Raw genomic sequence first — 26,005 nt, forward strand, 5'->3', positions numbered from 1 at the left:
TCGTCCATCGCCACTGACCCTCCCGCCGGCGCGCCGCCCCCGTCCCGCCGCCGACGATGCCCCCCAAGGAGTCGTCACATGCGTAGTCCCCTCCGGACCCTCACCCGGCGTGGTCTGCTCACCGGGACCGTCGGCTCGGCCGCGCTGCTCGCCACCGCGGGCACCCTGGCCGGCTGCGGGACCAAGGGCGCCCAGCAGACCGAAGCCGGCTGCAAGAGCGAGGATCTGTCCGCCACCGAGAAGAAGGTCGCCTTCTCGAACTGGCCGCAGTACATGGACACCGACGAGAAGGACGAGTCCAAGCGCCCCACGCTCGACGCGTTCGTGGCCGCCTCCGGCATCCAGGTGACGTACACCGAGGACGTCAACGACAACAACGAGTTCTTCGGCAAGGTCCGCAACCAGCTCGCCGGATGTCAGAGCACCGGGCGGGACATCATGGTGCTCACCGACTGGATGGCCGCCCGGATGATCCGCCTCGGCTGGGTGCAGAAGCTGGACAAGTCGAAGATGCCCAACGTCGAGGCGAACCTGCTGTCGTCGCTGCGCGGACGCTCCTTCGACGCCGAGACCCAGCTCGCGGTCCCGTGGCAGTCCGGTCTGGCCGGGCTCGCGTACAACGCGAAGGTCACCAAGGAGATCCGCACCGTCGACGAGCTGCTCACCCGCCCCGATCTCAAGGGCAAGGTGACGGTGCTGTCGGAGATGCGCGACACCATCGGCCTGCTGCTCCAGTCGCTCGGCCACGACCCGGCCGAGTTCACCGCCGCCCAGTTCGACGACGCGCTGAACAAGCTCAAGAAGGCCGTGGACAGCAAGCAGATCCGGCGGTTCACCGGCAACGACTACGCGCCCGACCTGGCGAAGGGCGACATCGCCGCGTGCATCGGCTGGTCCGGCGACGTGGTGCAGCTCGGTTTCGAGGACGAGAAGATCAAGTTCGTGGTGCCCGAGTCCGGCGTGATGCTCTGGTCGGACAACATGCTGGTGCCGAACAAGGCCACCCACAAGGCCAACGCCGAGGCGTTGATGAACCACTACTACGACCCGGCGGTGGCCGCGAAGCTGGCCGCGTACGTCAACTACATCTGTCCGGTGCAGGGCGCGCAGGCCGAGATGGAGAAGATCGACCCGGATCTGGCCACCAACCCGCTGATCTTCCCGGACGACGCGATGCTGTCCAAGGCCAAGGTCTTCATGGCGCTCGACGAAGCGCAGGAGAAGGAGTACGAGACCAAGTTCCAGCAGGTGATCGGCGCGTGAAGGGGCAGCAGACCCCGGCCGGCGACCTGCGACTGGTCGACCTGACCAAGCGGTTCGGCGTCTTCACCGCCGTCGACGACCTCACCCTCACCGTCCCGCAGGGCTCGTTCTTCGCCCTGCTCGGCGCGTCCGGCTGCGGCAAGACCACCACGCTGCGGATGATCGCCGGGCTGGAGCAGCCCACCAGCGGGCAGGTGCTGCTCGGCGACCAGGACATCGCCGGGCTGCGGCCGTACAAGCGGCCGGTCAACACCGTCTTCCAGAGCTACGCCCTCTTCCCGCACCTGGACATCCACGAGAACGTGGCGTTCGGGCTGCGCCGCCGCGGTATCCGCAAGGTGGGCGACCAGGTCGAGCGGATGCTCGCGCTGGTCCAGCTCCAAGGGTACGGCCGGCGCCGCCCGGCCCAGCTCTCCGGCGGCCAGCAGCAGCGCGTCGCGCTGGCCCGGGCGCTCATCAACCACCCGCAGGTGCTGCTGCTCGACGAGCCGCTCGGCGCGCTCGACCTGAAGCTGCGCCGGCAGATGCAGATCGAGCTGAAGCGGATCCAGACCGAGGTGGGCATCACGTTCGTGCACGTCACCCACGACCAGGAGGAGGCCATGACGATGGCCGACACGGTCGCGGTGATGAACGCCGGCCGGATCGAGCAACTCGGCGCGCCCGCCGACATCTACGAGTACCCGGCCACCGCGTTCGTGGCGAACTTCCTCGGCCAGTCCAACCTTCTCGCCGCCGAGGCCGGCGGTCGCGCCGCCGACGACGTGCTGGTCACGGCGCACGGCGCGCGCTTCTCGGTGCCCGCCGGCCGGGCCCGGCTCACCGACGGGCCGGCCTTCCTCGGCGTACGTCCGGAGAAGCTTCACCTGGCCGACGGGCCGGACCGGGTGCCGGCCGGGCACCAGCACGTCGGCGGCGTCGTCACCGACACGTCCTACGTCGGGGTGAGCACGCAGTACCTGGTGCGCACCGCGTGGGGCAGCGAGCTGTCCGCGTTCGCCGCCAACAGCGGGCTGGGCGGCCGGCTCGCCGTCGGCACGGCGGTGACCGCGCACTGGGATCCGCGGCACGCGTTCCTGCTGCCCCGGGCCGCCGGTGAGGACGACCAGACCACGCCGCTGCTCGACGAGCCGCCGGTGGGTGCGCTGCCATGAGCGCGCTGGCCCACGTGCCGACCTCCAACGGGAAGCCGCCGCCGGTGCGGCGCGGGCGCAGCCGCCTCCTGCCGTACCTGCTGCTGCTCCCGGGCGCGGCCTGGCTGCTCGTCTTCTTCGCGCTGCCGCTGGTGCAGCTCGCCTCGGCCAGCCTCTACGACCCGGCCGGGTCGCTCTCCACCGGGTACGCGATGACCTGGGCGTTCGGCAACTACCCGGACGCGCTCCAAGCGTACTGGCCGCAGTTCTCCCGGTCGTTCCTCTACTCCGCCATCGCGCTGGTGCTCGCGCTGCTGATGGGCTACCCGCTGGCGTACGCGATCGCGCAGAAGGCCGGCCGGTGGAAGAACCTGCTGCTGGTCGCCGTGGTCGCGCCGATGTTCACCAGCTTCCTGGTGCGCACGCTGGCCTGGAAGACCATCCTGTCGGACAACGGCGCGCTGGTCGGACTGCTGCGCGACGTGCACCTGCTCGGCCCGGACGGCCGGCTGCTGGCCACGCCGATCGCCGTGGTGCTCGGCCTGACGTACAACTTCCTGCCGTTCCTGGTGCTGCCGCTGTACGCGAGCCTGGAGCGGCTCGATCCCCGGCTGCTGGAGGCGGCGAGCGACCTGTACGCGAGCCCGCTGCGGGCGTTCGCCAAGGTGACGCTTCCGCTGTCGATGCCCGGCCTGATCGCCGGCACGCTGCTGTTCTTCATCCCGGCCACCGGTGACTACATCAACGCCGAGCTGCTCGGTACGCCGAACGAGTACATGATCGGCAACGTCATCGACTCGGCGTTCCTGGTCCGGCTGGACTATCCGCAGGGCGCGGCGCTGTCGTTCCTGCTGATGGCCGCGATCCTGGCGATCGTCTTCGTCTACCTGCGTAAGGCCGGCACGGAGGAGGTGCTCTGATGAGCGCGAGGAGCGCAGCGAAGCGGAGCCCCGCAGTCGCGAATGGAGGCAGGCTCTGATGCGGCGCTGGCTCGCCGACCGGTGGGTGATGGGCGTGGCCCTGCTGGTCCTCGGCTACCTGACCCTGCCGATCATGGTGGTCGCCGGTCTGTCCTTCAACCGGCCCTCCAGCCGGCTCTCCTACGACTTCAACGAGTTCACGCTCGACAACTGGAAGCAGCCCTGCGCCACCTCGGACATGTGCGACGCCGTCGTGCGCAGCATGCAGATCGGCCTCATCGCCACAGTCGTCTCCACGCTCCTCGGCACGCTGATGGCGTTCGCGCTGGTCCGGCACAGCTTCCGCGGCCGGTCCGGGCTCAACGGGCTGATCTTCCTGCCGATGGCCACCCCGGAACTGGTGATGGGCACCTCGCTGCTCGCCCTCTTCGTCGCCGCCGGGGTGCCGCAGGGCTTCTGGACCATCGTCATCGCGCACGTCATGTTCTGCGTGTCGTTCGTCGTGGTCACCGTGAAGGCCCGGCTCGCCGGCATGGACCGGCGGCTGGAGGAGGCCGCGATGGACCTGTACGCCAGCGAGTGGCAGACGTTCCGCCGGATCACGCTGCCGCTGGTGCTACCCGGCATCGTGGCCGCCTCGCTGCTGGCGTTCTCGCTCAGCTTCGACGACTTCATCATCACGAACTTCAACGCCGGCACCACTGTCACGTTCCCCATGTACGTCTGGGGCGCCTCCCAGCGGGGCATCCCGCCGCAGGTCAACGTGATCGGCACGGCCATGTTCGTGATCGCCTTGCTGCTGGTCGGGGCCACCTCGCTGCGCGGGCGGCGGGCGCGACGGGCCGCCCTCGCGGTGGTCGCCACACCTGCGGGCAAGCCATGACACTCCCGCATACCGGCCGGGCGCTGGCCGACGCCGCGCCCGTGTCGTACTGGCTGGACCGCCCGGCACGCCCCGACCCGCTGCCGCCGCTGGCCGGGTCGCACACCGCCGACCTGCTCGTGGTCGGCGGCGGGTACGCCGGGCTGTGGACCGCGCTGCTCGCAAAGGAGGCCGACCCGGACCGCGACGTCCTGCTCGTCGACGCGGGCACGTGCGGCTGGGCGGCGTCCGGGCGCAACGGCGGGTTCTGCGCCGCGTCGCTCACCCACGGGCTCGCCAACGGCGTCGAACGGTTCCCCGGCGAGATCGGCGAGCTGGAACGGCTGGGCCGGGAGAACCTGGACGCCATCGCCGCCACGGTGGCGAAGTACGACATCGACTGCGACCTCGAACGCACCGGGGAACTGGCGGTGGCGGTCGAGCCGTACCAGCTCGACGGGCTCGCCGCCGACGCCGAGCTGGCCCGCCGGTACGGCCACGACGTGCGGCTGCTCGACCGCGACGAGGTACGCGCCGAGGTGGCGTCGCCGACGTACCTGGGCGGGATGTGGGACCGCGACCGGGTTGCCCTGCTCGACCCTGCGAAGCTCGCCTGGGGACTGCGTCGGGCGGCGCTCGGCCTGGGCGTACGCGTGCACGAGCACACCCGCGTCACCGGCCTGGCCCGCGACGGCGCCGGGCTGCGGGCCACCACGGCGGGCGGTGCGGACGCGGCGCCCGGCGCGGTGCGGGCGCGGCAGGTCGTGCTGGCCACGAACGCGTTCCCGTCGCTGCTGCGCCGGCTGCGCTCCTGGGTCGTGCCGGTGTACGACTACGCGCTGATGACCGAGCCGCTGACCGGGGCGCAGCGCGACGCGATCGGGTGGCGGCACCGGCAGGGGCTCGCCGACACCGGCAACCAGTTCCACTACTACCGGCTCACCGCCGACAACCGGATCCTGTTCGGCGGCTACGACGCGATCTACCACTACGGCAACCGGATGGCGCCCGCGCTGGAGCGGCGCGAGGCCACCTTCACCACGCTGGCGTCCCACTTCTTCTCCACGTTCCCGCAGCTCGCCGATGTGCGGTTCAGTCACCGCTGGGGTGGCGTCATCGACACCTGCACCCGGTTCTGCGCGTTCTTCGGCACGGCCTACGAAGGACGCCTGGCGTACGCGGCCGGGTTCACCGGGCTCGGCGTCGGCGCGACCCGGTTCGGCGCCCGCGTCACGCTCGACCTGCTCTCCGGCGCGGACACCCCGCTGACCCGGCTCGACCTGGTGCGCCGCAAGCCGCTGCCGTTCCCGCCGGAACCGGCCCGGTCCGTGGGCATCAACCTCACCCGCTGGTCGCTCGCCCGCGCCGACGCGCGCGACGGACGGCGCAACCTCTGGCTCCGTACTCTCGACCGTCTTGGACTGGGGTTCGACTCCTGATGCGTATCCTCCTCGTCGGCGCCGGTGGCGTCGGCTCCGCCGCCGTATCCATCGCCGCCCGTCGTTCCTTCTTCGAGGTCATGGTGGTCGCCGACCACGACCCGGCGCGTGCCGCGCGTGCCGTCGCCGGGCACGGCGACCGGTTCGTCGCCGCCACAGTGGGCGCCTCCTCCGCCGACGCGGTGGCCGCGCTGTGCCGGGAACACCGCATCACCCACGTGCTGAACGCGGTCGACCCGCGCTTCGTCATGCCGATCTTCAACGGCGCGTTCGCCGCCGGGGCCGACTACCTGGACATGGCGATGTCGCTGTCCCGGCCGCACCCCGAGCGCCCCTACGCCGCGACCGGGGTCAAGCTCGGCGACGAGCAGTTCGCCGTCGCGCACCGGTGGGCCGCAGCCGGGCGGCTCGCGCTGTGCGGCATCGGCGTCGAACCGGGACTGTCCGACGTCTTCGCCCGCTACGCCGCCGACGAACTGTTCGCCGAGATCGACGAGATCGGGGTACGCGACGGCGCGAACCTCACAGTCGCCGGATACGACTTCGCGCCGTCGTTCTCCATCTGGACCACCATCGAGGAGTGCCTCAACCCGCCGGTGATCTGGGAGGCCGGGCGCGGCTGGTTCACCACCGAACCGTTCAGTGAGCCGGAGGTCTTCGACTTCCCGGCCGGGATCGGCCCGGTCGAGTGCGTCAACGTCGAGCACGAGGAGGTGCTGCTCATCCCGCGCTGGGTGCCGGCGAAGCGGGTCACCTTCAAGTACGGGCTCGGCACCGAGTTCATCGAGGTGCTGCGCACGCTGCACAAGCTCGGACTGGACTCGACCCAGCCGGTGCGGGTGCGCGGCGTCGACGTGTCGCCGCGCGACCTGGTGGCCGCCGCGTTGCCCGACCCGGCCACGCTGGGCGACCGGATGAGCGGCAAGACCTGCGCCGGCACGTACGTCACCGGCACCGGGCCGGACGGGCGGCCCCGCCGCGTCTACCTCTACCACGTGGTCGACAACGAGTGGTCCATGGCCGAGTACGGCCACCAGGCGGTCGTCTGGCAGACCGCCGTGAACCCGGTCGTCGCGCTGGAACTGCTCGCCACCGGCGCGTGGTCCGGTGCGGGCGTGCTCGGGCCGGAGGCGTTCCCGCCGACCCCCTTCCTGGACCTGCTCACCGGCTACGGTTCGCCGTGGGGGATGGAGGAACGATGACCCGGTACGGCCCGATGTACGGTCCCGACATCACGTTCCTCGGCGTGCCGCCGTGCACCGTCGAGGAGCCGGTCACGTACACCGACGCGGACGTGGTGATCATCGGGGCGCCCTTCGACGGCGGCACCTCGCACCGGCCCGGCACCCGGTTCGGGCCGTCCGCCATCCGGCAGGCCTGCTACCTGCCGCACGACGGCTCGCGGCCGTCGCTGGCGCTGCGCGTGGACGCGCTGAAGGATCTGTGCGTCTACGACGCCGGGGACGTGGAGATGTTCGGCGGCGACATCGAGCGCTCACTCGCCGCGCTGGAGACCGCCGTGCACGCCGTCGCCTCGGCCGGGGCGATCCCGGTGGTGCTCGGCGGCGACCACTCCATCGCGCTGCCCGACGCCACCGGGGTGGCCCGGCACCACGGGCTCGGCCGGGTGTCGCTGGTGCACTTCGACGCGCACGCCGACACCGGGGACGTCGAGTTCGGCTCGCTGCACGGCCACGGCCAGCCGATGCGGCGGCTCATCGAGTCCGGTGCGGTACGCGGCGACCGCTTCCTCCAGATCGGGCTGCGCGGCTACTGGCCCGGCCCGGACACGCTGGCGTGGATGGCGGAACAGCGGATGCGCTCGTACGAGATGACCGAGATCGTGGCGCGCGGGCTGGACACCTGCCTGACCGAGGCGTTCGGCATCGCGACCGACGAGTGCGAGGGCGTGTTCCTCTCCGTCGACGTGGACGTGGTCGACCCGGGCATGGCACCCGGTACCGGCACGCCCGAGCCGGGCGGGCTCACCTCCCGGCAACTGCTCGACGCGGTCCGCCGGGTCTGCTACGAGCTGCCGGTGGTGGGGCTGGACGTGGTCGAGGTCGCGCCGCCGTACGACCACGGCGACATCACCGCGTACCTGGGCAACCGGGTGGTGCTGGAGGCATTGTCCGCGATAGCCCGCCGCCGCCACGACGCCAGAGCCGGAACCCCATGGAACCCCACCCAGCCGCTCCTGGACGACCGCTGACCCGCCACCCCCGCCCTCCCCGTTGATCTTGCACTTCCGGCCCCGGCATTCTGGTCATATCCCCCGGTGAGAGGGCGCTAACTGCAAGATCGCGCTAGGCGAGGGAAGGGCCTAGCACAAGGGGACGGGAGGGTGGGGGGTTTGCACATGCCTGGGGTTGTCCACAGGTGAGGGAAGTGGCGTGAGGGTCGGGCGTGGGCGGGGCGGCATGGTTCGGGGATGTCGACGCAGCTGTGGCGGACCCGGGAGCTGATGCGGGTGCTCACCGTGAAGCGAGTACGCACCCAAGTCGGGCGCGAGGAGCTGATCCGCGTGCGGCGCGGTGTCTACGCGTCGACACCGTGCGATGACGAGGACGAACTGCGAGCCCTGCTGCTGTGTCTGCCCGGCAACGCGATGCTGGCGATGCAGAGCGCGGCCCGCCGCCACGGATTCGGCGTCCTTCGGGAATCCGCGGTGCACGTGCAGTTGCCGCCGGACGTCGCCAAGCCCCGCCTACCGGGTCTCGTCGTCCATCACTCCGTCCTGCCGGTCCGGCCGGTGGTCGTGGGTGGCCTGCCGTGCGTGCCCGCCACGCAGTGCGCGATCGACCTTGCCCGAGGCGTACGCCGGATGGATGCCCTCCCCGTGCTCGACGCCGCACTCCGCTCGGGTGCCGTGACGGTCGACGACCTCGCGGCGGAGTTGCCCCTGCACCGGGCCCTGCGGGGCGTCCGGCAGGCGCGCGATCTCGTGCCGCGAGCCGACGGCCGCTCCGAGTGCCGGCAGGAGAGCCAGCTGCGGCTGTTGCTGCTCGACGGCGGGCTCCCGGCGCCCGAACCACAGATGTGGATTCACGACCGGTACGGCATGCCCCGCTTCCGCATCGACCTGGGTTACCGGGAACGGCGGGTGGGCGTGGAGTACGACGGTCTGTCCCACCTGGACCCGGAGCACATGCGGTACGACCGCGACCGGATCAACTGGCTGGACGCCAACGGTTGGCGGATGCGCTACTTCACCGACCGCGACCTCTACCGACGCCCGTCCCACATCCTCGCCACCCTCCGAGCCGCCCTGACCCCCTGACCCGCGCTGCCTCCGCCCTCGCCAACCCCGCGGACCCCGCCAACCCCGCCAACCCCGCCAACCCCGCCGACCCCGTCGTCACGTCGATCTTGCACTTGCCTACCCCGCAAAAGGGACAGATCTGGCAACCAAGGGGCACCAAGTGCAAGATCGAGGGCGCGAGGGCGCGAGGGCGCGAGGGCGCGAGGGCGCGAGGGGGCGGTGGGGGTGGGGTCAGGGGCGGGCGCAGTGGGGGCGCAGGCGTACGCGTTCGGTGGTTTCGGTGAGGGAGTTGGGCTCGATCACCAGGCGGGCGATCGTCGTGGCCGGGCCGGGGCGGAATCTGCCCTGGTCGGCGGGGATGGTCGCGGTCCAGGTGCCGGCGGTGCGCTCGTCGGTGCAGGCGCCGATCACGCCGAACCCGAAGCCGGTGACCGAGCCGCGTCGTACCCGCTGCTCCAGGTGCACCTCGATGTACGCGAGGCCGCGCTCGGCGCCGCAGTCGAACCGGCCGCCGACGGTGGCGGTGTGCGCCCGTACGTCGGCCGCGCCGAACCAGTTGACGGAGATGCGGGGAGAGGCCGCCGGGGCGGCGACGGCGGCGCCCGGCGCGAGCCCGAGCGTGGCGGCGGTGGCCAGGGCGGTGAGGCCGGCGGCGAGCACTGGTTGTCGGACCGGGTTCATGCGCGGTCTCCTGTCGGGCGGTGGTGGGACGCGGACTCCGAACTGGACGGCGTCAGCATCCCACCGCCGCGACTCCCGCGAGCTGCAAGATCTCGGACAGATCAGCGGTTCAGGTGGGAGCGGATGAGGAAGCGCACGCCCTCCGGGGCCTCCAGGGAGAAGCCGCTGCCCCGGCCGGGCACCACGTCGACGGTGAGCCGGGTGTGCCGCCACAGCTCCCACTGGGCCTTCGACATCCAGAACTCCACCGGCTCGGGTACCCCGTCGACCGTGAGCGAGGCGAGCAGCACGTCCGAGCCTCCGGTGCGGAACTCGCCGGCCGGGTAGCACATCGGGGCGCTGCCGTCGCAGCAGCCGCCGGACTGGTGGAACATCAGCGGGCCGTGCTGCCCCCGCAGCGACCGGATCAGGTCGGCCGCCGCGGGGGTCAGGGTCACCGGGTCACCCATCAGAAGAAGCCCAGCTTCTTCGGTGAGTAGCTGACCAGCAGGTTCTTGGTCTGCTGGTAGTGCTCCAGCATCATCTTGTGGTTCTCCCGGCCGATGCCGGACTGCTTGTAGCCGCCAAACGCAGCGTGCGCCGGGTAGGCGTGGTAGCAGTTCGTCCACACCCGGCCGGCCTGGATGGCCCGCCCGGCCCGGTACGCGGTGTTCAGGTCGCGGGTCCACACGCCCGCGCCGAGGCCGTACAGCGTGTCGTTGGCGATCTTCACGGCGTCGTCCAGGTCGGCGAAGGACGTCACCGACACCACCGGGCCGAAGATCTCCTCCTGGAAGATCCGCATCGAGTTGTCGCCCTCGAAGATCGTCGGCTGAACGTAGTAGCCGCCGGACAGCTCGCCGCCGAGGTCCGACCGCTCACCGCCGGTGAGGACGCGAGCGCCCTCCTGCCGGCCGATGTCCAGGTAGGACAGGATCTTCTCGAGCTGGTCGTTCGACGCCTGCGCGCCGACCATCGTGTCGGTGTCCAGCGGGTGCCCCTGCTTGACCGCCTTCGTCCGCTCGACGGCGGCGGCGAGGAAGTCCGAGTAGTGGCCCTGCTGGATGAGCGCCCGGGACGGGCAGGTGCACACCTCGCCCTGGTTGAGCGCGAACATGGTGAAGCCTTCCAGGGCCTTGTCCAGGAAGTCGTCGGAGGCGGCGCTGACGTCGTCGAAGAAGATGTTCGGGCTCTTGCCGCCCAGTTCCAGCGTGACCGGCTTGATGTTCTCACTGGCGTACTGCATGATCAGCCGCCCGGTGGTGGTCTCGCCGGTGAACGCCACCTTCGCCACCCGCGACGAGGACGCGAGCGGCTTGCCCGCCTCGACGCCGAAGCCGTTCACCACGTTCACCACGCCCGGTGGCAGCAGGTCGCCGATCAGCGAGAGCAGGTAGTGGATCGAGGCGGGCGTCTGCTCGGCCGGCTTGAGCACCACCGCGTTGCCGGCGGCGAGCGCCGGGGCGAGCTTCCACACCGCCATGAGGATCGGGAAGTTCCACGGGATGATCTGCCCGACCACACCCAGCGGCTCGTGGAAGTGGTAGGCGACGGTGTCGTCGTCGAGTTCGCCGAGCGAGCCCTCCTGCGCCCGGATCGCCCCGGCGAAGTAGCGGAAGTGGTCGATCGCGAGCGGGATGTCGGCGGCGAGCGTCTCGCGTACCGGCTTGCCGTTCTCCCACGTCTCGGCGATCGCCAGGGACTCCAGGTTGTCCTGCATGCGGTCGGCGATCCGGTTGAGGATCAGCGACCGCTCGGCGACCGACGTGCGGCCCCACGCGTCGGCCGCGCCGTGCGCCGCGTCGAGCGCCTTCTCCACGTCCTCGGCGGTGCCCCGGGCCACCTCGCAGAAGGTCTGCCCGGTCACCGGGGTGAGGTTCTCGAAGTACTTGCCACCGTGCGGCTTCACGTACTCGCCGCCGATGTAGTGGTCGTAGCGGGACTGCCAGTGGGTGGGGGCGTCGTAGCGCGTCATGGGTACCTCCGCCGTCCGTCTGGGGTGGATGGCGGGCAGGCTAGTTTCCGGGACGTTGCAGGAACGTTGCGCGCGGCAGCGCGTACTCCTCGGCGAGCTGGCGGGCCCGCGCGACGGCGAGCGGCCGGCGGGGCGCGCCCGGCGGCAGCGCTCGCGCCAGGGCCTGCCACGCGGCGAGGTCGTCGGCCCCGGCCGCCGTCGCGGTCCAGGCCGCGAGCAGCCCCGGGTCCGCGCCGGCCAGCACCGCGGCGCGCAGCTGGCCGTCCACCAGGCGGCGCAGTCGCGCCACTCCCGGCGCGTCCGACCCGGGCAGCAGGGGCCCGGGGTACGCGCGCAGCGCCGCCGCCGGATCGCCACGTTCGAGCAGTTCGGTGACGGTACGGAAGTCGGCGCGCACGGTCGGCCGCAGCCGGTACGGGCGGGAGTCGAGCAGTTCCTCGCCGAGCACGCGGCGCAGCCGGGACAGTTCGGCGCGCAGCGTGACCGGGTGCCGCCTGTCGTCGCCGTAGAGGTCGAGGCCGAGCTGTTCCCCGGTGCGTCCCTCGGGATGGTCGACGAGCAGCACCAGCAGCTCGCTGTGCCGGCGACCGAGCCGGATGCGCCGGCCGCCGACGCGCAGCTCCGCCTCGTCGCGCCCGAGCGCCGACACGTACGCCACGTCGGGCGCGGCGGGCGCGGCACCGGCCAGGAACGCCTCGGCGGCCCGGGCGGTGGCCCGGACCAGTGCCAGGCTCTGCGGATTGGCCAGGTGGTCCCCGCCGGTGATGTCGACGGCGCCGAGCAGCGCGCCGCTGACCGGGTCGTGGATCGGCGCGGCGGCGCAGGTCCAGCGCTGTACCGGCCGGACGAAGTGCTCGGTGGCGAAGATCTGCACGCCGTGGTCGACGGCGAGGGCGGTGCCGGGGGCGTTCGTGCCGGCGTGCGCCTCGTCCCAGCGGGCGCCCGGTACGAAGTTCATCCGTTCGGCGTGCCGCAGCACCCCGGGGTGGCCCTCCACCCAGAGCAGCCGCCCGGCGGCGTCGCAGACCGCCATCAGGTGCGCGCCGTCCTGCGCGATGCCACCGAGCAGGTCGCGGAACAGCGGCATCACCCGGGCCAGCGGGTGCGCGGCGCGGTAGGTCTCCAGCGCGTCGTCGGTGAGGTCGACCGGTGCGGTGGCCTCCGGGTCGAGCAGCGCGGACCGCTCCCAGGAACGGGCCACCACGTCCCGGACGCCGCCGGTGGCGCCCCTGGTGAGGAACGCCTCGTGGGCGGCACCGACCTGCGCGATCCGCTCCGCCGGATCCGCGCCGAACTCCAGGGCGAGCCACGGGTCAGCCACCAGCGCCTCCTTCCACCCATCGTGACCCACCTCACCCCCGAGCGCCAATGCATGATCCGGGTCACTTCAGCGGTGCTCGCGCCGCCCGAGGAACGGACGAACGGCCCAGACGGCTCTACGCCGGTTGTCGCAGCCCGGCCCGCGTGGAGGATGGCTGCTGCGGACGCTTACGGAACCCTTAACTCCGGCCTGCGAAGGTGTGCCGGACGACGAGGGAAGACACGGGGGAGCGCGAGGGTGCGGGTGCTGGTGGCGGACGACGAGCGGCTCCTGGCGGACACGGTTGCCGAGGGGTTGCGACGGTTCTCCATGGCTGTGGACGTCTGCTACGACGGCGACGGCGCGCTGGAACGGATCGGGGTCAACCGGTACGACGTGGCGGTGCTGGACCGGGACATGCCCGGCGCCACCGGCGACGAGGTGTGCCGGAGCCTGGCCGGGTCCGACGCGGGCACCCGCGTGCTGCTGCTCACCGCCGCCGCCGGCATTCGGGACCGGGTCGCCGGCCTCGGGCTGGGCGCCGACGACTACCTGACCAAGCCGTTCGCGTTCGCCGAGCTGGTGGCGCGGGTGCAGGCGCTGGGCCGCCGGTCCACCCCCGCCCTGCCGCCGGTGCTGGAGCGGCACGGCGTGGTGCTCGACGTCGCCCGGCACACCGCGACCCGGGACGGCCGCCCGCTCGGGCTGAGCCCGAAGGAGTTCGGCGTGCTGCACGTGCTGATGCGGGCCGGCGGCCGGGTGGTGAGCGCCGAGGAACTGCTGGAACAGGCGTGGGACGAGTTCGCGGACCCGTTCACCAACGCGGTCCGGGTGACGGTGATGACACTGCGCAAGAAGCTCGGCCAGCCGTCGGTCATCCACACCGTGCCGAAGGCCGGCTACCGGATCGGCGAGCCGGAGTGAGCCCCCGCCGCCGCATCCTGCTGGTCGGGGTGCTCGCCCTGATCGCCGGGTTCTTCGTGCCCAACATGGTCAAGTCGCTGCTCGAACTGGTGTGGGGGCAGGCCCAGTGGTTCTGCGGCCTGGCCACGATCGGCGCGGTGTGCGAGCCGGGCCGTCCGTTCGTGCCGCTGCTGCCGCTGCTGACCCAGTTGCTGGTGCTGGTGGCCGCCGGATTCGCCGTGTGGGGCGCGGCCCGCTGGTGCCTGCGCCCGGTGCACGACCTGGCCGCCCCGATCGCGAACCTGGGGCCGCAGAACCTCGGCTACCGGATCCGCCGCGGCGGCCGGGACGAACTGGCCGGGCTCAGCCGCGCGATCGACGACATGCTGGACCGGGTCACCGCCGGGTACGAGGGGCAGCGGCGGTTCGCCGCGAACGCCTCGCACGAACTGCGGACGCCGCTCGCGGTGCAGCGCACCCTGATCGAGGTCGGCATGGCCCAGTCGCTCACCGGCGAGCAACTGGACCTGCTGACCGCGCAACTGCTCGCCACCAACGAACGCAACGAGCGGCTCATCGAAGGGCTGCTCGCGCTCAGCGAGAGCGACCAGGGCCTGCGGTCCTCCACCCCGCAACGCCTCGAACAGATCGTCACCGGCGTGCTGGCCGCGTACGCCGACCGGGCCGCCGAGGCCGGCGTGACCGTGGAGAGCCGGCTGTCGCCCCGGATCGTGACCGGCGAGCGGGTGCTGCTGGAACGCCTGGTCACGAACCTGGTGGAGAACGGCGTCAAGTACAACCGCGAGGGCGGCCGGCTCGTCGTCACCGTCGGCGGCGACCCCGCGCTGACGGTCACCAACAGCGGGCAGAGCGTCCCCGCCGAGGCGGTCGACGGGCTGTTCGAGCCGTTCCGGCGCCTCGCCCGGGACCGCACCAACCAGGGCGGCGGCGCCGGGCTCGGCCTGGCCATCGCCCGCTCCATCACCCAGGCGCACGGCGGCATCATCGCCGCCCGTCCGGGTGAGGACGGCGGCCTGCGGGTCGACGTCCACCTGCCCCCCGTGGGCTGACACCTCACACACGACCTCCGGGAGCCGCGTCGCGGCGTCCCGCGATGACACCTGCCCGAGTACGGGACCGGCGCCGCCGGCACCCGCTCCTGGAGAGGACCGACCGGCCGACCGGCCGGAGAGGAGACCGCAGTGCCGACCCGCACCGAGCCGAACGCACCACCCGGTGACCGGGTGGTCTGGGCCGACGTGGCCAAGGGCGCCTGCATCGTGCTCGTGGTGCTCTGGCACGTCGTCGTCAAGGACTACCTGCGTATCGACTGGCGCGTCGGCCTGCCGGTGCCGGGCGCGTGGGGGCTGCTCGGCGAGCAGTTGCTGCCGCTGCGGATGCCGTTGTTCTTCGCGATCTCCGGTGTCTTCGCGGCGAACGCGGTGGCCCGCCCGTGGCGGGTGTCCGGGCGGCCCCGGATCGCGCGGAACCTCTACCTGTACGCGGTCTGGCTGCTCATCCACACCGCGCTGCTGGCGCTGGCGCCCGGCTTCCCGACCGACCGCGCCACCGGCCCCGGTGAACTGCTGGCCCAGCTCACCGTGACGCCCTCGAATCTGTGGTACCTGTACGCGCTGGCGCTCTACTTCGCGCTCGCGAAGGCGCTGCGCCGGGTCCACCCGGCGGTGCTGCTGACGGCCGCGGGCGCGCTGTCCGCGCTGGCGGCCACCGGGCTGCTGGACAGTCCCGGCAACCGGGGGCAGGTCTACCAGAACCTGGTGTTCTTCCTGGCCGGTGTGCACCTGCGGCCGTACCTCACACGGTGGGCGGACGGCGCGAACACCCGGCGGCTCGCCGGAGCCGGCGCCGCGTACGCGATCGGGCTGGCCGCGATGGCGCTCGCCGGTGCGCAGAGGTGGCCCGGCGTGTACCTGCTCGTCTCCGTGCTCGCGGTGGCGTTCGGGCTGACCGCCGCCGCCCGGCTGGCCCGGCAGCGCCTGGCTGGTCCGGCACTGGCCCGGCTCGGCCGCCGCACCCTCCCCGTCTACGTGATCCACATGCCGGTGCTGGCGCTGCTGGACCGGCTGCTGGCCGCACCGGTGGCCGGCCTGCCCGGGCCGGCCCGGGCGCTGCTGGTGACCGTCTACCCGGTCCTGCTCACCGCGCTCGTGCTGGCACTGAGCCTCGCCGCGCACCGCGGCCTCACCGCGCTCGGCGCGCACCGGCTGTTCGATCTGCCGCCCCGCCGCGCCCACTCGAATCCCGAAGGAGAAACCATGCCCCGAATCGACGCGCCGGCGCTGCCGGACCGAACACATGTCGAGGAGGCCGCCCGCGAGCTGTCCGGCCGGGTGGTGCGTACCCCGGTGCTGCACAGCCCGGTGATCGACCGCCTGGCCGGCGCCCGGATCCTGCTCAAGGCGGAGAACCTCCAGGACGGCGGCTCGTACAAGATGCGCGGGGCGATGCTGGCGGTGGGCCGGCTCGCCGCCGCCGGGCACACCGGCGTGGTCGCGCAGAGCACCGGGAACCACGCCGTCGCGGTGGCGCTCGCCGCGCGCCGGCACGGTCTCGCCGCGACTGTCGTGCTGCCTGTGGACGCCGCGCCGGTCAAGGTGGACCGGGCACGGGCGGCCGGGGCCCGGGTGGTCCGGGCCGGCACCACTGTCGAGGAGCGCCTCGCAGTCGCCCGGCGGATCGCCGAGACGGAGGGCCATCCGCTCGTCGACGCGTACGACCACCCGGACGTGGTGGCCGGGCAGGGCAGCGCGAGCCTGGAACTGATCGAGGAGGCGGCGCGGCGCGGCACACCGCTGGACGCGCTCGTGGTGCCGGTGGGCGGGGGCGGCGGCATCGCCGGGGCCTGCCTGGCCGCGGCCGGAACCACGATCGAGGTGTACGGCGTGGAGCCGGTCGGGTGCGACTCGCTCGCCCGCAGCCTGGCCGCCGGACGCCCCACCCCTGTCGCCCCGGCACCGAGCCTGGCCGACGGACTCCGTCCCGGCTGCGTCGGTGACCTGCCGTTCGCGGTGGCCCGCACCGGCGTGCGCGGGGTGGTACGGGTCGACGACGACGCGATCGTCGAGGCGTTCCGGTTGCTCCTGCTGGACCTCAAGGTGCTGGTCGAGCCGTCCGGCGCGGCCGGGCTGGCCGGTGCGCTGCGGCTGGGCGAGATGGCGCCCCGACCGTCGGTCGGCGGGCGGCGAAGGACGGTCGGCGTGGTGCTGACCGGCGGAAACGTGGAAGCGGACCTGGTGGCCCGGCTGGCGGGCGACCGGATGACGGCGGGAGTGGCGGCATGAGGTCGACAGTGCGGATCGGTGTCCTGTTCGGAGGCCCGTCGGCGGAACACGAGGTCTCCTGCGCCTCGGCGCTCGGCGTGGCCCGCGCCCTGGCGGAGCAGGGCCACCGGGTGGTGGCGCTCGGCATCACCCGTACCGGCGGGATCCGGCTGCTGCCGGAGGCCGTGCTCGCGCAGCATCTCGGCACCGTGGCGGCCGGACGCGCGATCGACGACCGGCTGCCGGTCACCGGCGCGGCGGTCGAGCTGCGGCGCGGAACGGCCACCGGCACCGTCGCGGTCAGCGCGGCCGACGCCCCGGCCACAGTGCACGCCGAACTGGACGTGGTGTTCCCGGTGCTGCACGGCCCGTACGGGGAGGACGGCGTGGTGCAGGGCCTGCTGGAATCACTGGGCGTGCCGTACGTCGGGTGCGGCATCCTCGCCTCCGCGGTCGGCATGGACAAGGTGGCGATGAAGCGGGCGCTGCGCGCCGAGGACGTGCCGACCACGCCGTACGTCTGGTTCGACGAGCCGACCTGGCGGGCCGCGGCGGACCCGGAGAAGCTGGTGGTCGGGCTGCGCGGGCCGCTGTTCGTCAAGCCCGCCCGGATGGGCTCCTCGATCGGCATCTCCCGGGTCGCCGACGGCGACGACCTGGTGGCAGCGGTGGAGGAGGCGTTCCGGCACGACCACGTGGTGCTGGTCGAGCAGGGCGTGACCGGCCGGGAACTGGAGTGCGGCGTGCTCGGCGGCTGGCAGCCGGAGGCGTCGGCGGTCGGCGAGGTCCGGGTCGCGGGCGGCTGGTTCGACTACCGGCAGAAGTACTTCGGCGACGCCGACCCGATGATCGTCCCGGCACCGCTGCCGGACGAGGTCACCGAGCGGATCCGTGAGCTGTCGGTGCGGGCGTTCACCGCCATCGGCGGCTGGGGCCTGGCCCGGGTCGACTTCCTGTACGACGAGGTCACCGGCGACCTGTTCGTCAACGAGCTGAACACGCTGCCCGGCTTCACCGCGCACTCGATGTACCCGAAGGTGTGGGCCGAGTCAGGCGTCGCGTACCCCGAGGTGGTGGACCGGCTCGTCGCGCTCGCCTTCACCCGGCACGCGGCCCGGCCGTCGCGTGAACACCCCGGGGGTACGCCGTGATCCTGCTCTCCGACCCCCGGGTCGCCGCGGTGTCCAGCCGGGACGACGGCGAACCGCTGGTGGATCTGCGCGAGGTGCCCGGGCTGCGGGTGGACGGGCGGGCCGCCGATCCGGCCGGGGCGTACGCCCGGGTGCGGCGCGGTGTCGCGGACCGGTTGCTGGCCGCGCAGCGCGCGCTGCCCGCCGGGCTGTGCCTGCTCGTGGTCGAGGGTTACCGGCCGTACCGGGCGCAGCTCGACATCTTCACCGGCTACCGGGACGAGCTGCGGCGGCGCCACCCGGACTGGCCGGCGGACCGGCTGCACCGCGAGACGACCAAGTTCGTCTCGCCGGTCGAGGTGGCCCCGCACAGCACCGGCGGGGCAGTCGACCTCACCCTGTGCGATGCCGACGGTGTGGAACTGGACATGGGCACCGCGCTCGACGCCACCCCGGAGGAGAGCGCCGACGCCTGCTTCACCGCGGCCCGGCACATCCCGGTGAGCGCGTGGCGCAACCGGAACGTACTGGTGGCGGCGCTGAGCGGCGCGGGGCTGGTGAACTACCCGACGGAGTGGTGGCACTGGTCCTACGGCGACAGATACTGGGCGCTGATGACCGGAGCGCCACACACCCGTTACGGTCCGTTGTAGTCGACGAGTCCGGATGAACGGTCCGGCCCTCCCGTCCGTACCACGCGTCGAACGACTGCGACGACGGGAGAGAACGTGAGGGTGCAGCGTAAGCACGTGCTGGCGGCCACGGTGGCGGTGACCGCCACGGTGGCGGTCTCGGTGGGGACCGGACTGGGTTTCGCGGACACCGCGCCGGCCGCGCGGTCGGTCTGCGCCGGGTCGGTGACCTTCTCGGCCGAGGGCGGCCCACCGGCCGCGACCAGCGACCGGTTCCCGGTGGGCACCCGGCTGCGGGTGACGAACCTGGACAACCGCCAGGTGGCCACGGTGACCGTGACCGGGCCGTCCGGGAGCTGCGTGCTGCTGAACGCCGCCGCCATGGACCTGGTACGCGAGCCGGGCAAGAACGTCATCCGCCGCAACGTGGTGGAACGCCTCGACGGCGCCGCCGCCCCGGCACCGGGCGCGCAACCGGGTGAGACCCGCCCGGGCGCGGCGCAGCCGATCGGCGGCAGCGTCTGCTCCGGTGCGCTCACGTTCTTCGCCGAGGGCGGGGCACCGGCCGCCACCAGCGGCCAGTTCCCACCCGGCACCCGGCTGCGGGTGACGAACCTGGACAACGACAAGGCGGTGACGGTGACCGTCACCGGACCGTCGGGCAGTTGCGTGCTGCTGAACACGGCGGCCATGGACGCGATCCGGGAACCCGGCAAGAACCTGGTCCGCCGCAACACGGTGGAGCTGATCCGCTGATCCTCCGGGTGGAACACCATGGGCCGGCCCTGGGGGAGATCGGGCCCATGGTGTTCCACGTCCGGGGTCAGCCGAAGGCGGCCGCCAGGATGTCCAGGCCCCGGCCCAGCTCGTCGTCGGAGATGACGAGCGGAGGCAGGAACCGCAGCACGTTGCCGTAGGTGCCGCAGGTCAGCGTGAGCAGCCCGGCCGCGTGGCAGGCCGCCGAGATCGCCGCCGTGGCGGCCGGGTCCGGGATCAGCGTGCCCGGCTGCACGATCTCCACGGCGAGCATCGCGCCCCGGCCGCGTACCTCGGCCACGCGCGGGTCACCGGCAGTGATCGCGTCCAGCCGCTCGCCCATCACCGCGCCGATCCGGCGCGCGGCGGTGGCCAGGTCCAGCTCCCGCATCGTCTCCATGGCCGCGAGCGCGGCGGCGCAGGCGATCGGGTTTCCGCCGTACGTGCCGCCCAGGCCGCCGACGTGCACCGCGTCCATCAGGTCGGCCCGGCCGGTCACCGCCGCCAGCGGCAGGCCGCCCGCGATGCCCTTGGCCAGCGTGATCAGATCCGGCTCGACGCCCTCGTGCTCGCAGGCGAACCAGTCGCCGGTGCGGCAGAAACCGGTCTGGATCTCGTCGGCGACGAACACCACCCCGGCCGCCGTCGCCCACTCGCGCAGCGCCGGGAGAAACCCTTCGGCGGGTACGACGAAACCGCCCTCGCCCTGGATCGGCTCGATCAGCAGCGCGGCCACGTTCTCCGCGCCCACCTGCTTCTCGATCATCTCGATCGACCTGGCCGCCGCGGTGGCGCCGTCCAGCCCGCCGTCGCGCAGCGGGTACGACATCGGCACCCGGTAGACCTCACCGGCGAACGGCCCGAACCGGTGCTTGTACGGCATGTTCTTCGCGGTCAGCGCCATGGTCAGGTTGGTCCGGCCGTGGTAGGCGTGGTCGAACACCACCACCGCGGGCCGCCCGGTCGCGTGCCGGGCGATCTTCACCGCGTTCTCCACCGCCTCGGCGCCGGAGTTGAACAACGCCGAGCGCTTCTCGAAGCCACCCGGGGTCACGGTGTTGAGCTGCTCGCAGACCGCCACGTACGACTCGTACGGCGCGACCATGAAGCAGGTGTGGGTGAACCGCTCGACCTGCGCGCGTACCGCCTCGACCACGCGCGGCGCGGAGTTGCCCACGTTGGTGACGGCGATGCCGGCGGCGAAGTCGATCCACTCCCGCCCGTCCACGTCGGTGATCGTGCCGCCGCCCGCGCGGTCCACGTACGCGGGGATCGTGCTGCCCACGCCCCGCGCCACGGCCTCGATCCGGCGCTTGTGCAGCTCCTCGCTGGTGGCCATCGGGATCAGCCCTCGATGTTGTGCATGACGTGCTTGACCCGGGTGTAGTCCTCCAGGCTGTAGACCGACAGGTCCTTGCCGTGACCGGAGTGTTTGAAGCCGCCGTGCGGCATCTCCGAGACGAACGGGATGTGCGTGTTCACCCAGACGCAGCCGAAGTCCAGCCGGCGGGTCATCCGCATGGCCCGGCCGTGGTCGCGCGTCCACACCGAGGCGGACAGCCCGTAGTCCACGCCGTTGGCCCAGCGCACGGCCTCGTCCTCGTCGGAGAAGCGCTGCACGGTGATGACCGGCCCGAACACCTCGTCCTGGATGATCTCGTCGGTCTGCCGTACGCCGGAGACCACCGTCGGGGCGTAGAAGAAGCCGCGCTCGCCGACCCGGGCCCCGCCGGTGGTGACGTTCGCGTGGTCCGGCAGGCGGTCCACGAAGCCGCTCACCCGGGCGAGCTGGTTGGCGTTGTTCAACGGGCCGTAGAGCACGTCGGCGTCGTCCGGCGGGCCGGTGCGGGTGTTGCGGGCCTGCTCGGTGAGCGCGGCCACGAAGTCCTCGTGGATGCCCGGCCCGGTGAGCACCCGGGTCGCCGCCGTGCAGTCCTGACCGGCGTTGAAGTAGCCGCCCGTCGCGATCGCCTCGGCCGCCGCCGCCAGATCAGCGTCGTCGAAGATCACCACCGGGGCCTTGCCGCCCAGCTCCAGGTGCGTCCGCTTCAGGTCCGGCGCCGCCGCGGCGGCGACCTCCATGCCCGCCCGGGTCGAGCCGGTGATCGACACGAGCTGCGGGGTCGGGTGGGAGACCAGCGTACGGCCGGTGTCGCGGTCGCCGCAGACCACGTTGAACACGCCCGGGGGCAGGTGCTCGGCGGCGATCTCGGCCAGCAGCAGCGTCGACACCGGCGTGGTGTCGGACGGCTTCAGCACCACCGCGTTGCCCGCCGCCAGCGCCGGGGCGATCTTCCAGACCGCCATCATCAGCGGGTAGTTCCAGGGCGTCACCTGGGCGCAGACGCCGATCGGCTCCCGCCGCACGTACGAGGTGTGCCCGGCCATGTACTCGCCGGCCGAGCGCCCCTCCAGCAGGCGGGCCGCCCCGGCGAAGAAGCGCAGCTCGTCCACCGCAGGCGGCAGCTCCTCGTCGGCGGTGAGCTGCCGGGGCTTGCCGGTGTTGCGGACCTCCGCGTCGACCAGCTCGGCGGCGCGCGACTCCACCGCGTCGGCGAACTTCAGCAGCGCCCGCTGCCGCTCGGCCGGCGTGGTGTCCCGCCAGGTCTCGAACGCGGCGGCGGCGGCCTTCATCGCCGCGTCCACGTCCGCCGCGCCGGAGACGGGGGCCTGGGCGAAGACCTCGCCGGTGCACGGGTCGATCAGGTCGGCGTAGCCGCCGTCCACCGGGTCGACGTACTCGCCGTCGACGAAGTTGCGCAGCTGCTGCTGGTCGCTCATCAGAAGTCTCCGAGAGGGTGGCCGGGGAGAGGGTCAGCGGAGGTTATCGCAATCTGACTGCCATCTTGGCTACTAAATCCGAGGCAGACAAGGGTTTGAGCAACTGTTTCCGCGTGGGCGCCTGTGGTCTAGGCTGCCGATCGTGGAGCCGAGAGCCTTCTACGTCGCCGGTCGCCCCGCCCACGGCGAGGACGAGCTGACAGTCACCCACCCGTACGACGGGCAGCCGGTGGGGCGTACCACGCTCGCCACGGCCGACCAGGTCGAAGCCGCCGTCGCGGGCGCCGCCCGGGTGGCCGCGGAGGCCGCGGCCCTGCCCGCGCACTCCCGCGCGGCCGCCCTGGACCACGTCTCCCGCCGGCTCGCCGAGCGGGCCGACGAGGTCGCCGCGCTGATCACCGCCGAGAACGGCAAGCCGGTCAAGTGGGCGAAGGCCGAGGTGGGGCGCGCCATCTCCACGTTCCGCTGGGCCGCCGAGGAGGCCCGCCGTTTCTCCGGCGAGCTGCAACGGCTCGACACCGACCCGGCTGCCACCGGGCGGATCGCCCTGGTCCGGCGCGTGCCGCGCGGGCCGGTGCTCGGCATCACCCCGTTCAACTTCCCGCTCAACCTGGTCGCCCACAAGGTCGCCCCGGCGCTCGCCGTCGGCACCCCGATCGTGGTCAAGCCCGCACCGGCGACACCGCTCACCGCGCTGCTGCTCGGCGAGATCCTGGCCGAGACCGACCTGCCCGAGGGCATGTTCTCCGTGCTGCCGCTACCGAACGGGCGGGCCGCCGAACTCGTCACCGACCCCCGGCTGCCGGTCGTGTCGTTCACCGGCTCCGGGCCGGTCGGCGCGGCCATCCGCCGGGCCGCGCCGGACAAGCACGTCACGCTGGAACTCGGCGGCAACGCCGCGGCGGTGATCTGCGAGGACTGGGCGGCGGACGAGGACCTGACCTTCGCCGCGCACCGCATCGCCACCTTCTCCAACTACCAGGCCGGGCAGTCGTGCATCGCGGTGCAGCGCGTCTACGTGCACGAATGGCTCTACGACGGCTTCCTGCCCCGGCTCGTCGCGGCGGTGCAGGCCCTGCGCACCGGCGACCCGCGATCCGAGCTGACCGACGTCGGCCCGCTGGTGTCGGTCGAGGCGGCGCAGCGCGTCGAGACCTGGGTGGACGAGGCGGTCGCCGCCGGTGCGGTCATCGAGACCGGTGGCCGGCGTGACGGCGGGACCTATCCGCCCACTGTGCTCAGCGGCGTGCCGGCCGACGCGAAGGTGTGCGCCGAGGAGGTTTTCGGGCCGGTGCTGGTGGTTGCCCCGGTCGCGAACGACAGGGCCGCGTTCGCCGCCGTCAACGACTCCGCGTACGGACTCCAGGCCGGCGTCTTCACCCACCGGCTCGACGTGGCGTTCGACGCCGCCCGCACGCTCGAAGTGGGCGGCGTGATCGTCGGCGACGTGCCGTCGTACCGGGCCGACCAGATGCCGTACGGCGGCGTGAAGGGCTCCGGGGTCGGGCGCGAAGGGCTGCGCAGCGCGATGGACGACTACACCGAGCCGCGCGTCACGGTGCTGACCGGCGTGGCTCTCTGATCACTCGCCCGCCGCTCACCAGGTGCCGTCGTCGCGGACCCGGGCGGGGGCGCGGCCGAGCAGCAGGGTGGTGAGGGCGGCGTCGATGTCGGCGCCGAGGAACCACTCGCCGGCCTGGTCGAGGGCGAAGATCCGGCCGTGCTCGTCGACCGCGAGGATGCTCTCCTGACGTTCGCTGCCCAGGGGGAAGAGGCGGGCGCCGAGGACGGCGGCGAAGTCGGCGAGGGAGTCGGCGGTGTGCGCGGCCCGCAGCGGGTTCGTGGTGAACCGGCTGATCCAGACCTGCTCCCCGGGCCCGCGCCGTCGACTCAGGACGGCCGGGAACGCGGTGAGCGCCGCCTCGGCGGCAGGGAAGGGCTCGTGCCGGTGGTGCTGTCCCGCGATCTCCTCGGTTTCGGTCATCGCGCCGATCGCGAGTGCCTCGTTGAACATGCTGATCTGCCAGCCGCCGTCGACGAGGGCGTGGGCGACCTCGTCCGGGAAACGCCCAGGTTCGATGACCTCGCGCGGCTCCGGTCGCCACTCCTCGACGAAGGCCAGGTCGGACCACGGCAGCACCGCGAACCGCACCAGGAACCGGACGCACGAGTCGCAGGGAAGATCTGCTTGCCCGCCCTGAGGGTCGCCCGGTTCGCGACTGCGATAGACCTCGATCCGGCTGCTGCCTAACAGGTCGCGCGCGTCCTCGATGGACAGCGGCGGCAGACCGTCGGCGGCCCGGCGGTGGTCGTGCTCGTAGAGCGCGTCGGAGACCACGATCATCTCCGCGTGTCGCTCGCCGCCGCGTACGAGATGCCCCGGGGGCAGATCGTCCAGATAGGACTGAACCAGCGGGTGGTGACGCACCTCGACGTCGCCCTTCGCGCCCTGCGCGACGTGCTGCCGACCGTCGACCGTGAGGTGCGCCGCCACGCCGGGCGTGGGCAGGCGGGTCAGCTCACGCAGCAACTGGGCGGCCGGATCGACGGTACGCGGTGCGCGCGGTTCGGCCGGACGCCGCTGCCGGTACATCCGCTCGACCGCCGCGGCCGGCACCCGCGGCCACGTGGACACCTCGCCGGTCTCCTTGTCGATCACGGTGGTCGGCAGGTCGCCGGGTAGCGCGCGGGCCTCGGTGGACACGATGGAACTCACCACGTAGCCGAGGTCGAACTCCTCGACCTCCGGCGTGCACGGAAAACCGAGGCGGTCGGAGTCCCGCCGGGCCCACACGGACGCGATCTGCTCGGCCTGCTGTCGCTCGATCACCACCTGAAATTACCGGACCCCACGGATTTCGTGGCGCCCGGTATGGTCGGCCCTACCCACGGTGACGGAAGGGGAGCGACGGTGGCCGAGAGTGCGGACCGGGATGCGAACCGTGCACTACGCGCGCGATTCGACGAGGTGTACGGCCAATACCAGCGCCTGCGGTCCGGTCTGGACGAACTCCAGACCAGGCTGGCCGAGCTGCGGGTCACCGAACGCTCCGACGACGGTCAGGTGACCGCCGTCGTCGGCGCACGAGGCGAGCTGATCAGCGTCGAGGTGAGCCCGGCGGTGTTCCACGACCGGGACGCCCGCGCGCTGAGCCGGAAGATCACCGAGACCGTGCTGCGCGCCTCCACCGCGGCGACCACCGCCACCCGCGAGCTGGTCTCCGGTTACCTGCCGCCGGGTTCGCCGTCGGTCGAGTTCCTGCGTACCCATGACTTCGGCGCGCTGCTCGGCCGGGCCGACTCGGTGCTGGCCCGCGGCGAGTGACAGGTGGCCGGGGGAGAGATCTGGCTGGACCCGGACCGGGCCCGGCGCGGCGGCGCCGACCTGGCGCTGTCGGGGCGGGCGGTGAGCGCGGCGCGGCGGGAGACGGGCGAGCCGATCGCCGCCGCGAGCGCCCAGCGCCCCTGGGGCCGGGACGACATCGGTGCCGCGTTCGACAAGCACTACCAGGGGTACGCCGAGACGCTGCTGCGCGCGTGGGAGCTCCTCGGCCGGTCGTTGGAGGTGCTCGGGTCGGACGTCGTCCGCTCGGTCACGGCCACCGTGGAGACGGACCTGAGCAACGCCCGTGACCTCGGGAGGATCCCGCAGCAAGGGCACAACCCCCATCGGCCCCGGCGCTGACCACCGGAGGACCCGCGCGTGAG

The 26,005-nt window shown here is 72.6% G+C and carries 24 protein-coding genes; 17 read left to right on the plus strand and 7 right to left on the minus strand.

The genetic code is table 11. The features are described from left to right. Positions 1–78: 78 nt before the first annotated feature. The 8 genes from V6U82_RS08250 (at position 79) to V6U82_RS08285 (ending at position 8,897) form a co-directional block, all read left to right on the plus strand. Positions 79–1,263 carry a polyamine ABC transporter substrate-binding protein gene (locus tag V6U82_RS08250; RefSeq protein ID WP_128137037.1) on the plus strand — a complete coding sequence of 395 codons (1,185 nt, stop codon included), beginning with the start codon at positions 79–81 and terminating at the stop codon, positions 1,261–1,263. Further along, positions 1,260–2,417 (plus strand): ABC transporter ATP-binding protein, encoded by a 1,158-nt coding sequence (locus V6U82_RS08255; RefSeq protein WP_334460189.1) that lies wholly within the window; start codon positions 1,260–1,262, stop codon positions 2,415–2,417. The genes V6U82_RS08250 and V6U82_RS08255 overlap by 4 nt, the downstream gene beginning before the upstream one ends. After that, positions 2,414–3,316, plus strand: coding sequence for an ABC transporter permease (locus V6U82_RS08260; protein WP_334460191.1), 903 nt, complete (start codon positions 2,414–2,416; stop codon positions 3,314–3,316). Before V6U82_RS08255 ends, V6U82_RS08260 begins: the two co-directional genes overlap by 4 nt. Before the next feature lie 58 nt (positions 3,317–3,374). Further along, on the plus strand, positions 3,375–4,199 hold the full coding sequence (locus V6U82_RS08265; RefSeq protein ID WP_334460193.1) for an ABC transporter permease: 825 nt from the start codon (positions 3,375–3,377) through the stop codon (positions 4,197–4,199). Then, positions 4,196–5,617, plus strand: a complete 1,422-nt coding sequence (locus V6U82_RS08270; RefSeq protein WP_334460196.1) for an NAD(P)/FAD-dependent oxidoreductase — start codon at positions 4,196–4,198, stop codon at positions 5,615–5,617. The genes V6U82_RS08265 and V6U82_RS08270 overlap by 4 nt, the downstream gene beginning before the upstream one ends. After that, the gene (locus tag V6U82_RS08275) at positions 5,617–6,819 is read left to right on the plus strand and encodes a saccharopine dehydrogenase family protein (RefSeq protein ID WP_334460198.1); all 1,203 of its coding nucleotides are present in this window, start codon (positions 5,617–5,619) and stop codon (positions 6,817–6,819) included. The genes V6U82_RS08270 and V6U82_RS08275 overlap by 1 nt, the downstream gene beginning before the upstream one ends. Further along, the gene (gene speB, locus V6U82_RS08280) at positions 6,816–7,829 is read left to right on the plus strand and encodes an agmatinase (RefSeq protein ID WP_334460200.1); all 1,014 of its coding nucleotides are present in this window, start codon (positions 6,816–6,818) and stop codon (positions 7,827–7,829) included. Before V6U82_RS08275 ends, speB begins: the two co-directional genes overlap by 4 nt. 219 nt (positions 7,830–8,048) lie before the next feature. Then, complete coding sequence (locus V6U82_RS08285; RefSeq protein WP_334460201.1) at positions 8,049–8,897, plus strand: DUF559 domain-containing protein; 849 nt, start codon at positions 8,049–8,051, stop codon at positions 8,895–8,897. Between the two features lie 213 nt (positions 8,898–9,110). Here V6U82_RS08285 and V6U82_RS08290 read toward each other — a convergent pair whose 3' ends face one another. The 4 genes from V6U82_RS08290 to V6U82_RS08305 all read right to left on the minus strand — a co-directional run bounded on the left by V6U82_RS08290 (position 9,111) and on the right by V6U82_RS08305 (position 12,835). Beyond that, positions 9,111–9,560, minus strand: a complete 450-nt coding sequence (locus tag V6U82_RS08290; RefSeq protein ID WP_334460203.1) for a hypothetical protein — start codon at positions 9,558–9,560, stop codon at positions 9,111–9,113. A gap of 101 nt (positions 9,561–9,661) precedes the next feature. After that, a complete protein-coding gene (locus V6U82_RS08295) occupies positions 9,662–10,009 on the minus strand; it encodes a DUF779 domain-containing protein (RefSeq protein WP_128139092.1) in 348 nt (115 codons plus the stop codon). After that, positions 10,009–11,514, minus strand: a complete 1,506-nt coding sequence (gene adh / locus V6U82_RS08300; protein ID WP_334460204.1) for an aldehyde dehydrogenase — start codon at positions 11,512–11,514, stop codon at positions 10,009–10,011. The genes V6U82_RS08295 and adh overlap by 1 nt, the downstream gene beginning before the upstream one ends. Positions 11,515–11,554: 40 nt before the next feature. Further along, a complete protein-coding gene (locus V6U82_RS08305; RefSeq protein ID WP_334460205.1) occupies positions 11,555–12,835 on the minus strand; it encodes a transcriptional regulator in 1,281 nt (426 codons plus the stop codon). Positions 12,836–13,072: 237 nt separating this feature from the next. On the opposite strand from V6U82_RS08305, the gene V6U82_RS08310 reads away from it, so the two are divergent. From V6U82_RS08310 to V6U82_RS08335, 6 genes are all read left to right on the plus strand, one after another. After that, on the plus strand, positions 13,073–13,738 hold the full coding sequence (locus tag V6U82_RS08310) for a response regulator transcription factor (RefSeq protein WP_128136703.1): 666 nt from the start codon (positions 13,073–13,075) through the stop codon (positions 13,736–13,738). After that, the gene (locus V6U82_RS08315) at positions 13,735–14,787 is read left to right on the plus strand and encodes a sensor histidine kinase (RefSeq protein WP_334460206.1); all 1,053 of its coding nucleotides are present in this window, start codon (positions 13,735–13,737) and stop codon (positions 14,785–14,787) included. Before V6U82_RS08310 ends, V6U82_RS08315 begins: the two co-directional genes overlap by 4 nt. Positions 14,788–14,919: 132 nt before the next feature. Next, complete coding sequence (locus V6U82_RS08320; protein WP_334460207.1) at positions 14,920–17,019, plus strand: pyridoxal-phosphate dependent enzyme; 2,100 nt, start codon at positions 14,920–14,922, stop codon at positions 17,017–17,019. After that, complete coding sequence (locus tag V6U82_RS08325; protein ID WP_128136704.1) at positions 17,016–18,149, plus strand: D-alanine--D-alanine ligase family protein; 1,134 nt, start codon at positions 17,016–17,018, stop codon at positions 18,147–18,149. Before V6U82_RS08320 ends, V6U82_RS08325 begins: the two co-directional genes overlap by 4 nt. Further along, positions 18,146–18,781 (plus strand): M15 family metallopeptidase, encoded by a 636-nt coding sequence (locus V6U82_RS08330; RefSeq protein ID WP_128136705.1) that lies wholly within the window; start codon positions 18,146–18,148, stop codon positions 18,779–18,781. Before V6U82_RS08325 ends, V6U82_RS08330 begins: the two co-directional genes overlap by 4 nt. A 75-nt stretch (positions 18,782–18,856) precedes the next feature. After that, the gene (locus V6U82_RS08335) at positions 18,857–19,516 is read left to right on the plus strand and encodes a hypothetical protein (protein ID WP_128136706.1); all 660 of its coding nucleotides are present in this window, start codon (positions 18,857–18,859) and stop codon (positions 19,514–19,516) included. Between the two features lie 67 nt (positions 19,517–19,583). Here the strand turns inward: V6U82_RS08335 and gabT are convergent, their stop codons facing one another. Further along, the gene (gene gabT / locus V6U82_RS08340) at positions 19,584–20,855 is read right to left on the minus strand and encodes a 4-aminobutyrate--2-oxoglutarate transaminase (RefSeq protein ID WP_334460208.1); all 1,272 of its coding nucleotides are present in this window, start codon (positions 20,853–20,855) and stop codon (positions 19,584–19,586) included. A 5-nt stretch (positions 20,856–20,860) separates the two neighbouring features. Next, positions 20,861–22,297 (minus strand): gamma-aminobutyraldehyde dehydrogenase, encoded by a 1,437-nt coding sequence (locus V6U82_RS08345; protein WP_334460209.1) that lies wholly within the window; start codon positions 22,295–22,297, stop codon positions 20,861–20,863. Between the two features lie 142 nt (positions 22,298–22,439). Here V6U82_RS08345 and V6U82_RS08350 point away from each other — a divergent pair, with 142 nt between their 5' ends. Next, on the plus strand, positions 22,440–23,879 hold the full coding sequence (locus tag V6U82_RS08350) for an aldehyde dehydrogenase family protein (RefSeq protein WP_128136708.1): 1,440 nt from the start codon (positions 22,440–22,442) through the stop codon (positions 23,877–23,879). A 15-nt stretch (positions 23,880–23,894) separates the two neighbouring features. On the opposite strand, the gene V6U82_RS08355 is transcribed toward V6U82_RS08350, so the two are convergent. Beyond that, the gene (locus V6U82_RS08355; protein WP_128136709.1) at positions 23,895–25,130 is read right to left on the minus strand and encodes an SUKH-3 domain-containing protein; all 1,236 of its coding nucleotides are present in this window, start codon (positions 25,128–25,130) and stop codon (positions 23,895–23,897) included. Positions 25,131–25,208: 78 nt separating this feature from the next. Here V6U82_RS08355 and V6U82_RS08360 point away from each other — a divergent pair, with 78 nt between their 5' ends. Further along, positions 25,209–25,622 (plus strand): YbaB/EbfC family nucleoid-associated protein, encoded by a 414-nt coding sequence (locus V6U82_RS08360; RefSeq protein WP_128136710.1) that lies wholly within the window; start codon positions 25,209–25,211, stop codon positions 25,620–25,622. A 3-nt stretch (positions 25,623–25,625) separates the two neighbouring features. After that, a complete protein-coding gene (locus tag V6U82_RS08365) occupies positions 25,626–25,982 on the plus strand; it encodes a hypothetical protein (RefSeq protein WP_128136711.1) in 357 nt (118 codons plus the stop codon). Positions 25,983–26,005: the final 23 nt, after the last annotated feature.

This window comes from Micromonospora sp. CPCC 205554 (genome assembly GCF_036902745.1).
In the GTDB taxonomy this organism is placed as follows: domain Bacteria; phylum Actinomycetota; class Actinomycetes; order Mycobacteriales; family Micromonosporaceae; genus Micromonospora; species Micromonospora tulbaghiae.

Bases quoted from the DNA above. Each gene is read 5' to 3' on its own strand.
- V6U82_RS08325 (WP_128136704.1), top strand. From the start codon at position 17,016: ATGAGGTCGACAGTGCGGATCGGTGTCCTGTTCGGAGGCCCGTCGGCG.
- V6U82_RS08260 (WP_334460191.1), top strand. From the start codon at position 2,414: ATGAGCGCGCTGGCCCACGTGCCGACCTCCAACGGGAAGCCGCCGCCG.
- V6U82_RS08275 (WP_334460198.1), top strand. From the start codon at position 5,617: ATGCGTATCCTCCTCGTCGGCGCCGGTGGCGTCGGCTCCGCCGCCGTA.
- V6U82_RS08270 (WP_334460196.1), top strand. From the start codon at position 4,196: ATGACACTCCCGCATACCGGCCGGGCGCTGGCCGACGCCGCGCCCGTG.
- V6U82_RS08345 (WP_334460209.1), bottom strand. From the start codon at position 22,297: ATGAGCGACCAGCAGCAGCTGCGCAACTTCGTCGACGGCGAGTACGTC.
- adh (WP_334460204.1), bottom strand. From the start codon at position 11,514: ATGACGCGCTACGACGCCCCCACCCACTGGCAGTCCCGCTACGACCAC.
- V6U82_RS08295 (WP_128139092.1), bottom strand. From the start codon at position 10,009: ATGGGTGACCCGGTGACCCTGACCCCCGCGGCGGCCGACCTGATCCGG.
- speB (WP_334460200.1), top strand. From the start codon at position 6,816: ATGACCCGGTACGGCCCGATGTACGGTCCCGACATCACGTTCCTCGGC.
- V6U82_RS08250 (WP_128137037.1), top strand. From the start codon at position 79: ATGCGTAGTCCCCTCCGGACCCTCACCCGGCGTGGTCTGCTCACCGGG.
- V6U82_RS08265 (WP_334460193.1), top strand. From the start codon at position 3,375: ATGCGGCGCTGGCTCGCCGACCGGTGGGTGATGGGCGTGGCCCTGCTG.
- gabT (WP_334460208.1), bottom strand. From the start codon at position 20,855: ATGGCCACCAGCGAGGAGCTGCACAAGCGCCGGATCGAGGCCGTGGCG.
- V6U82_RS08285 (WP_334460201.1), top strand. From the start codon at position 8,049: ATGTCGACGCAGCTGTGGCGGACCCGGGAGCTGATGCGGGTGCTCACC.
- V6U82_RS08290 (WP_334460203.1), bottom strand. From the start codon at position 9,560: ATGAACCCGGTCCGACAACCAGTGCTCGCCGCCGGCCTCACCGCCCTG.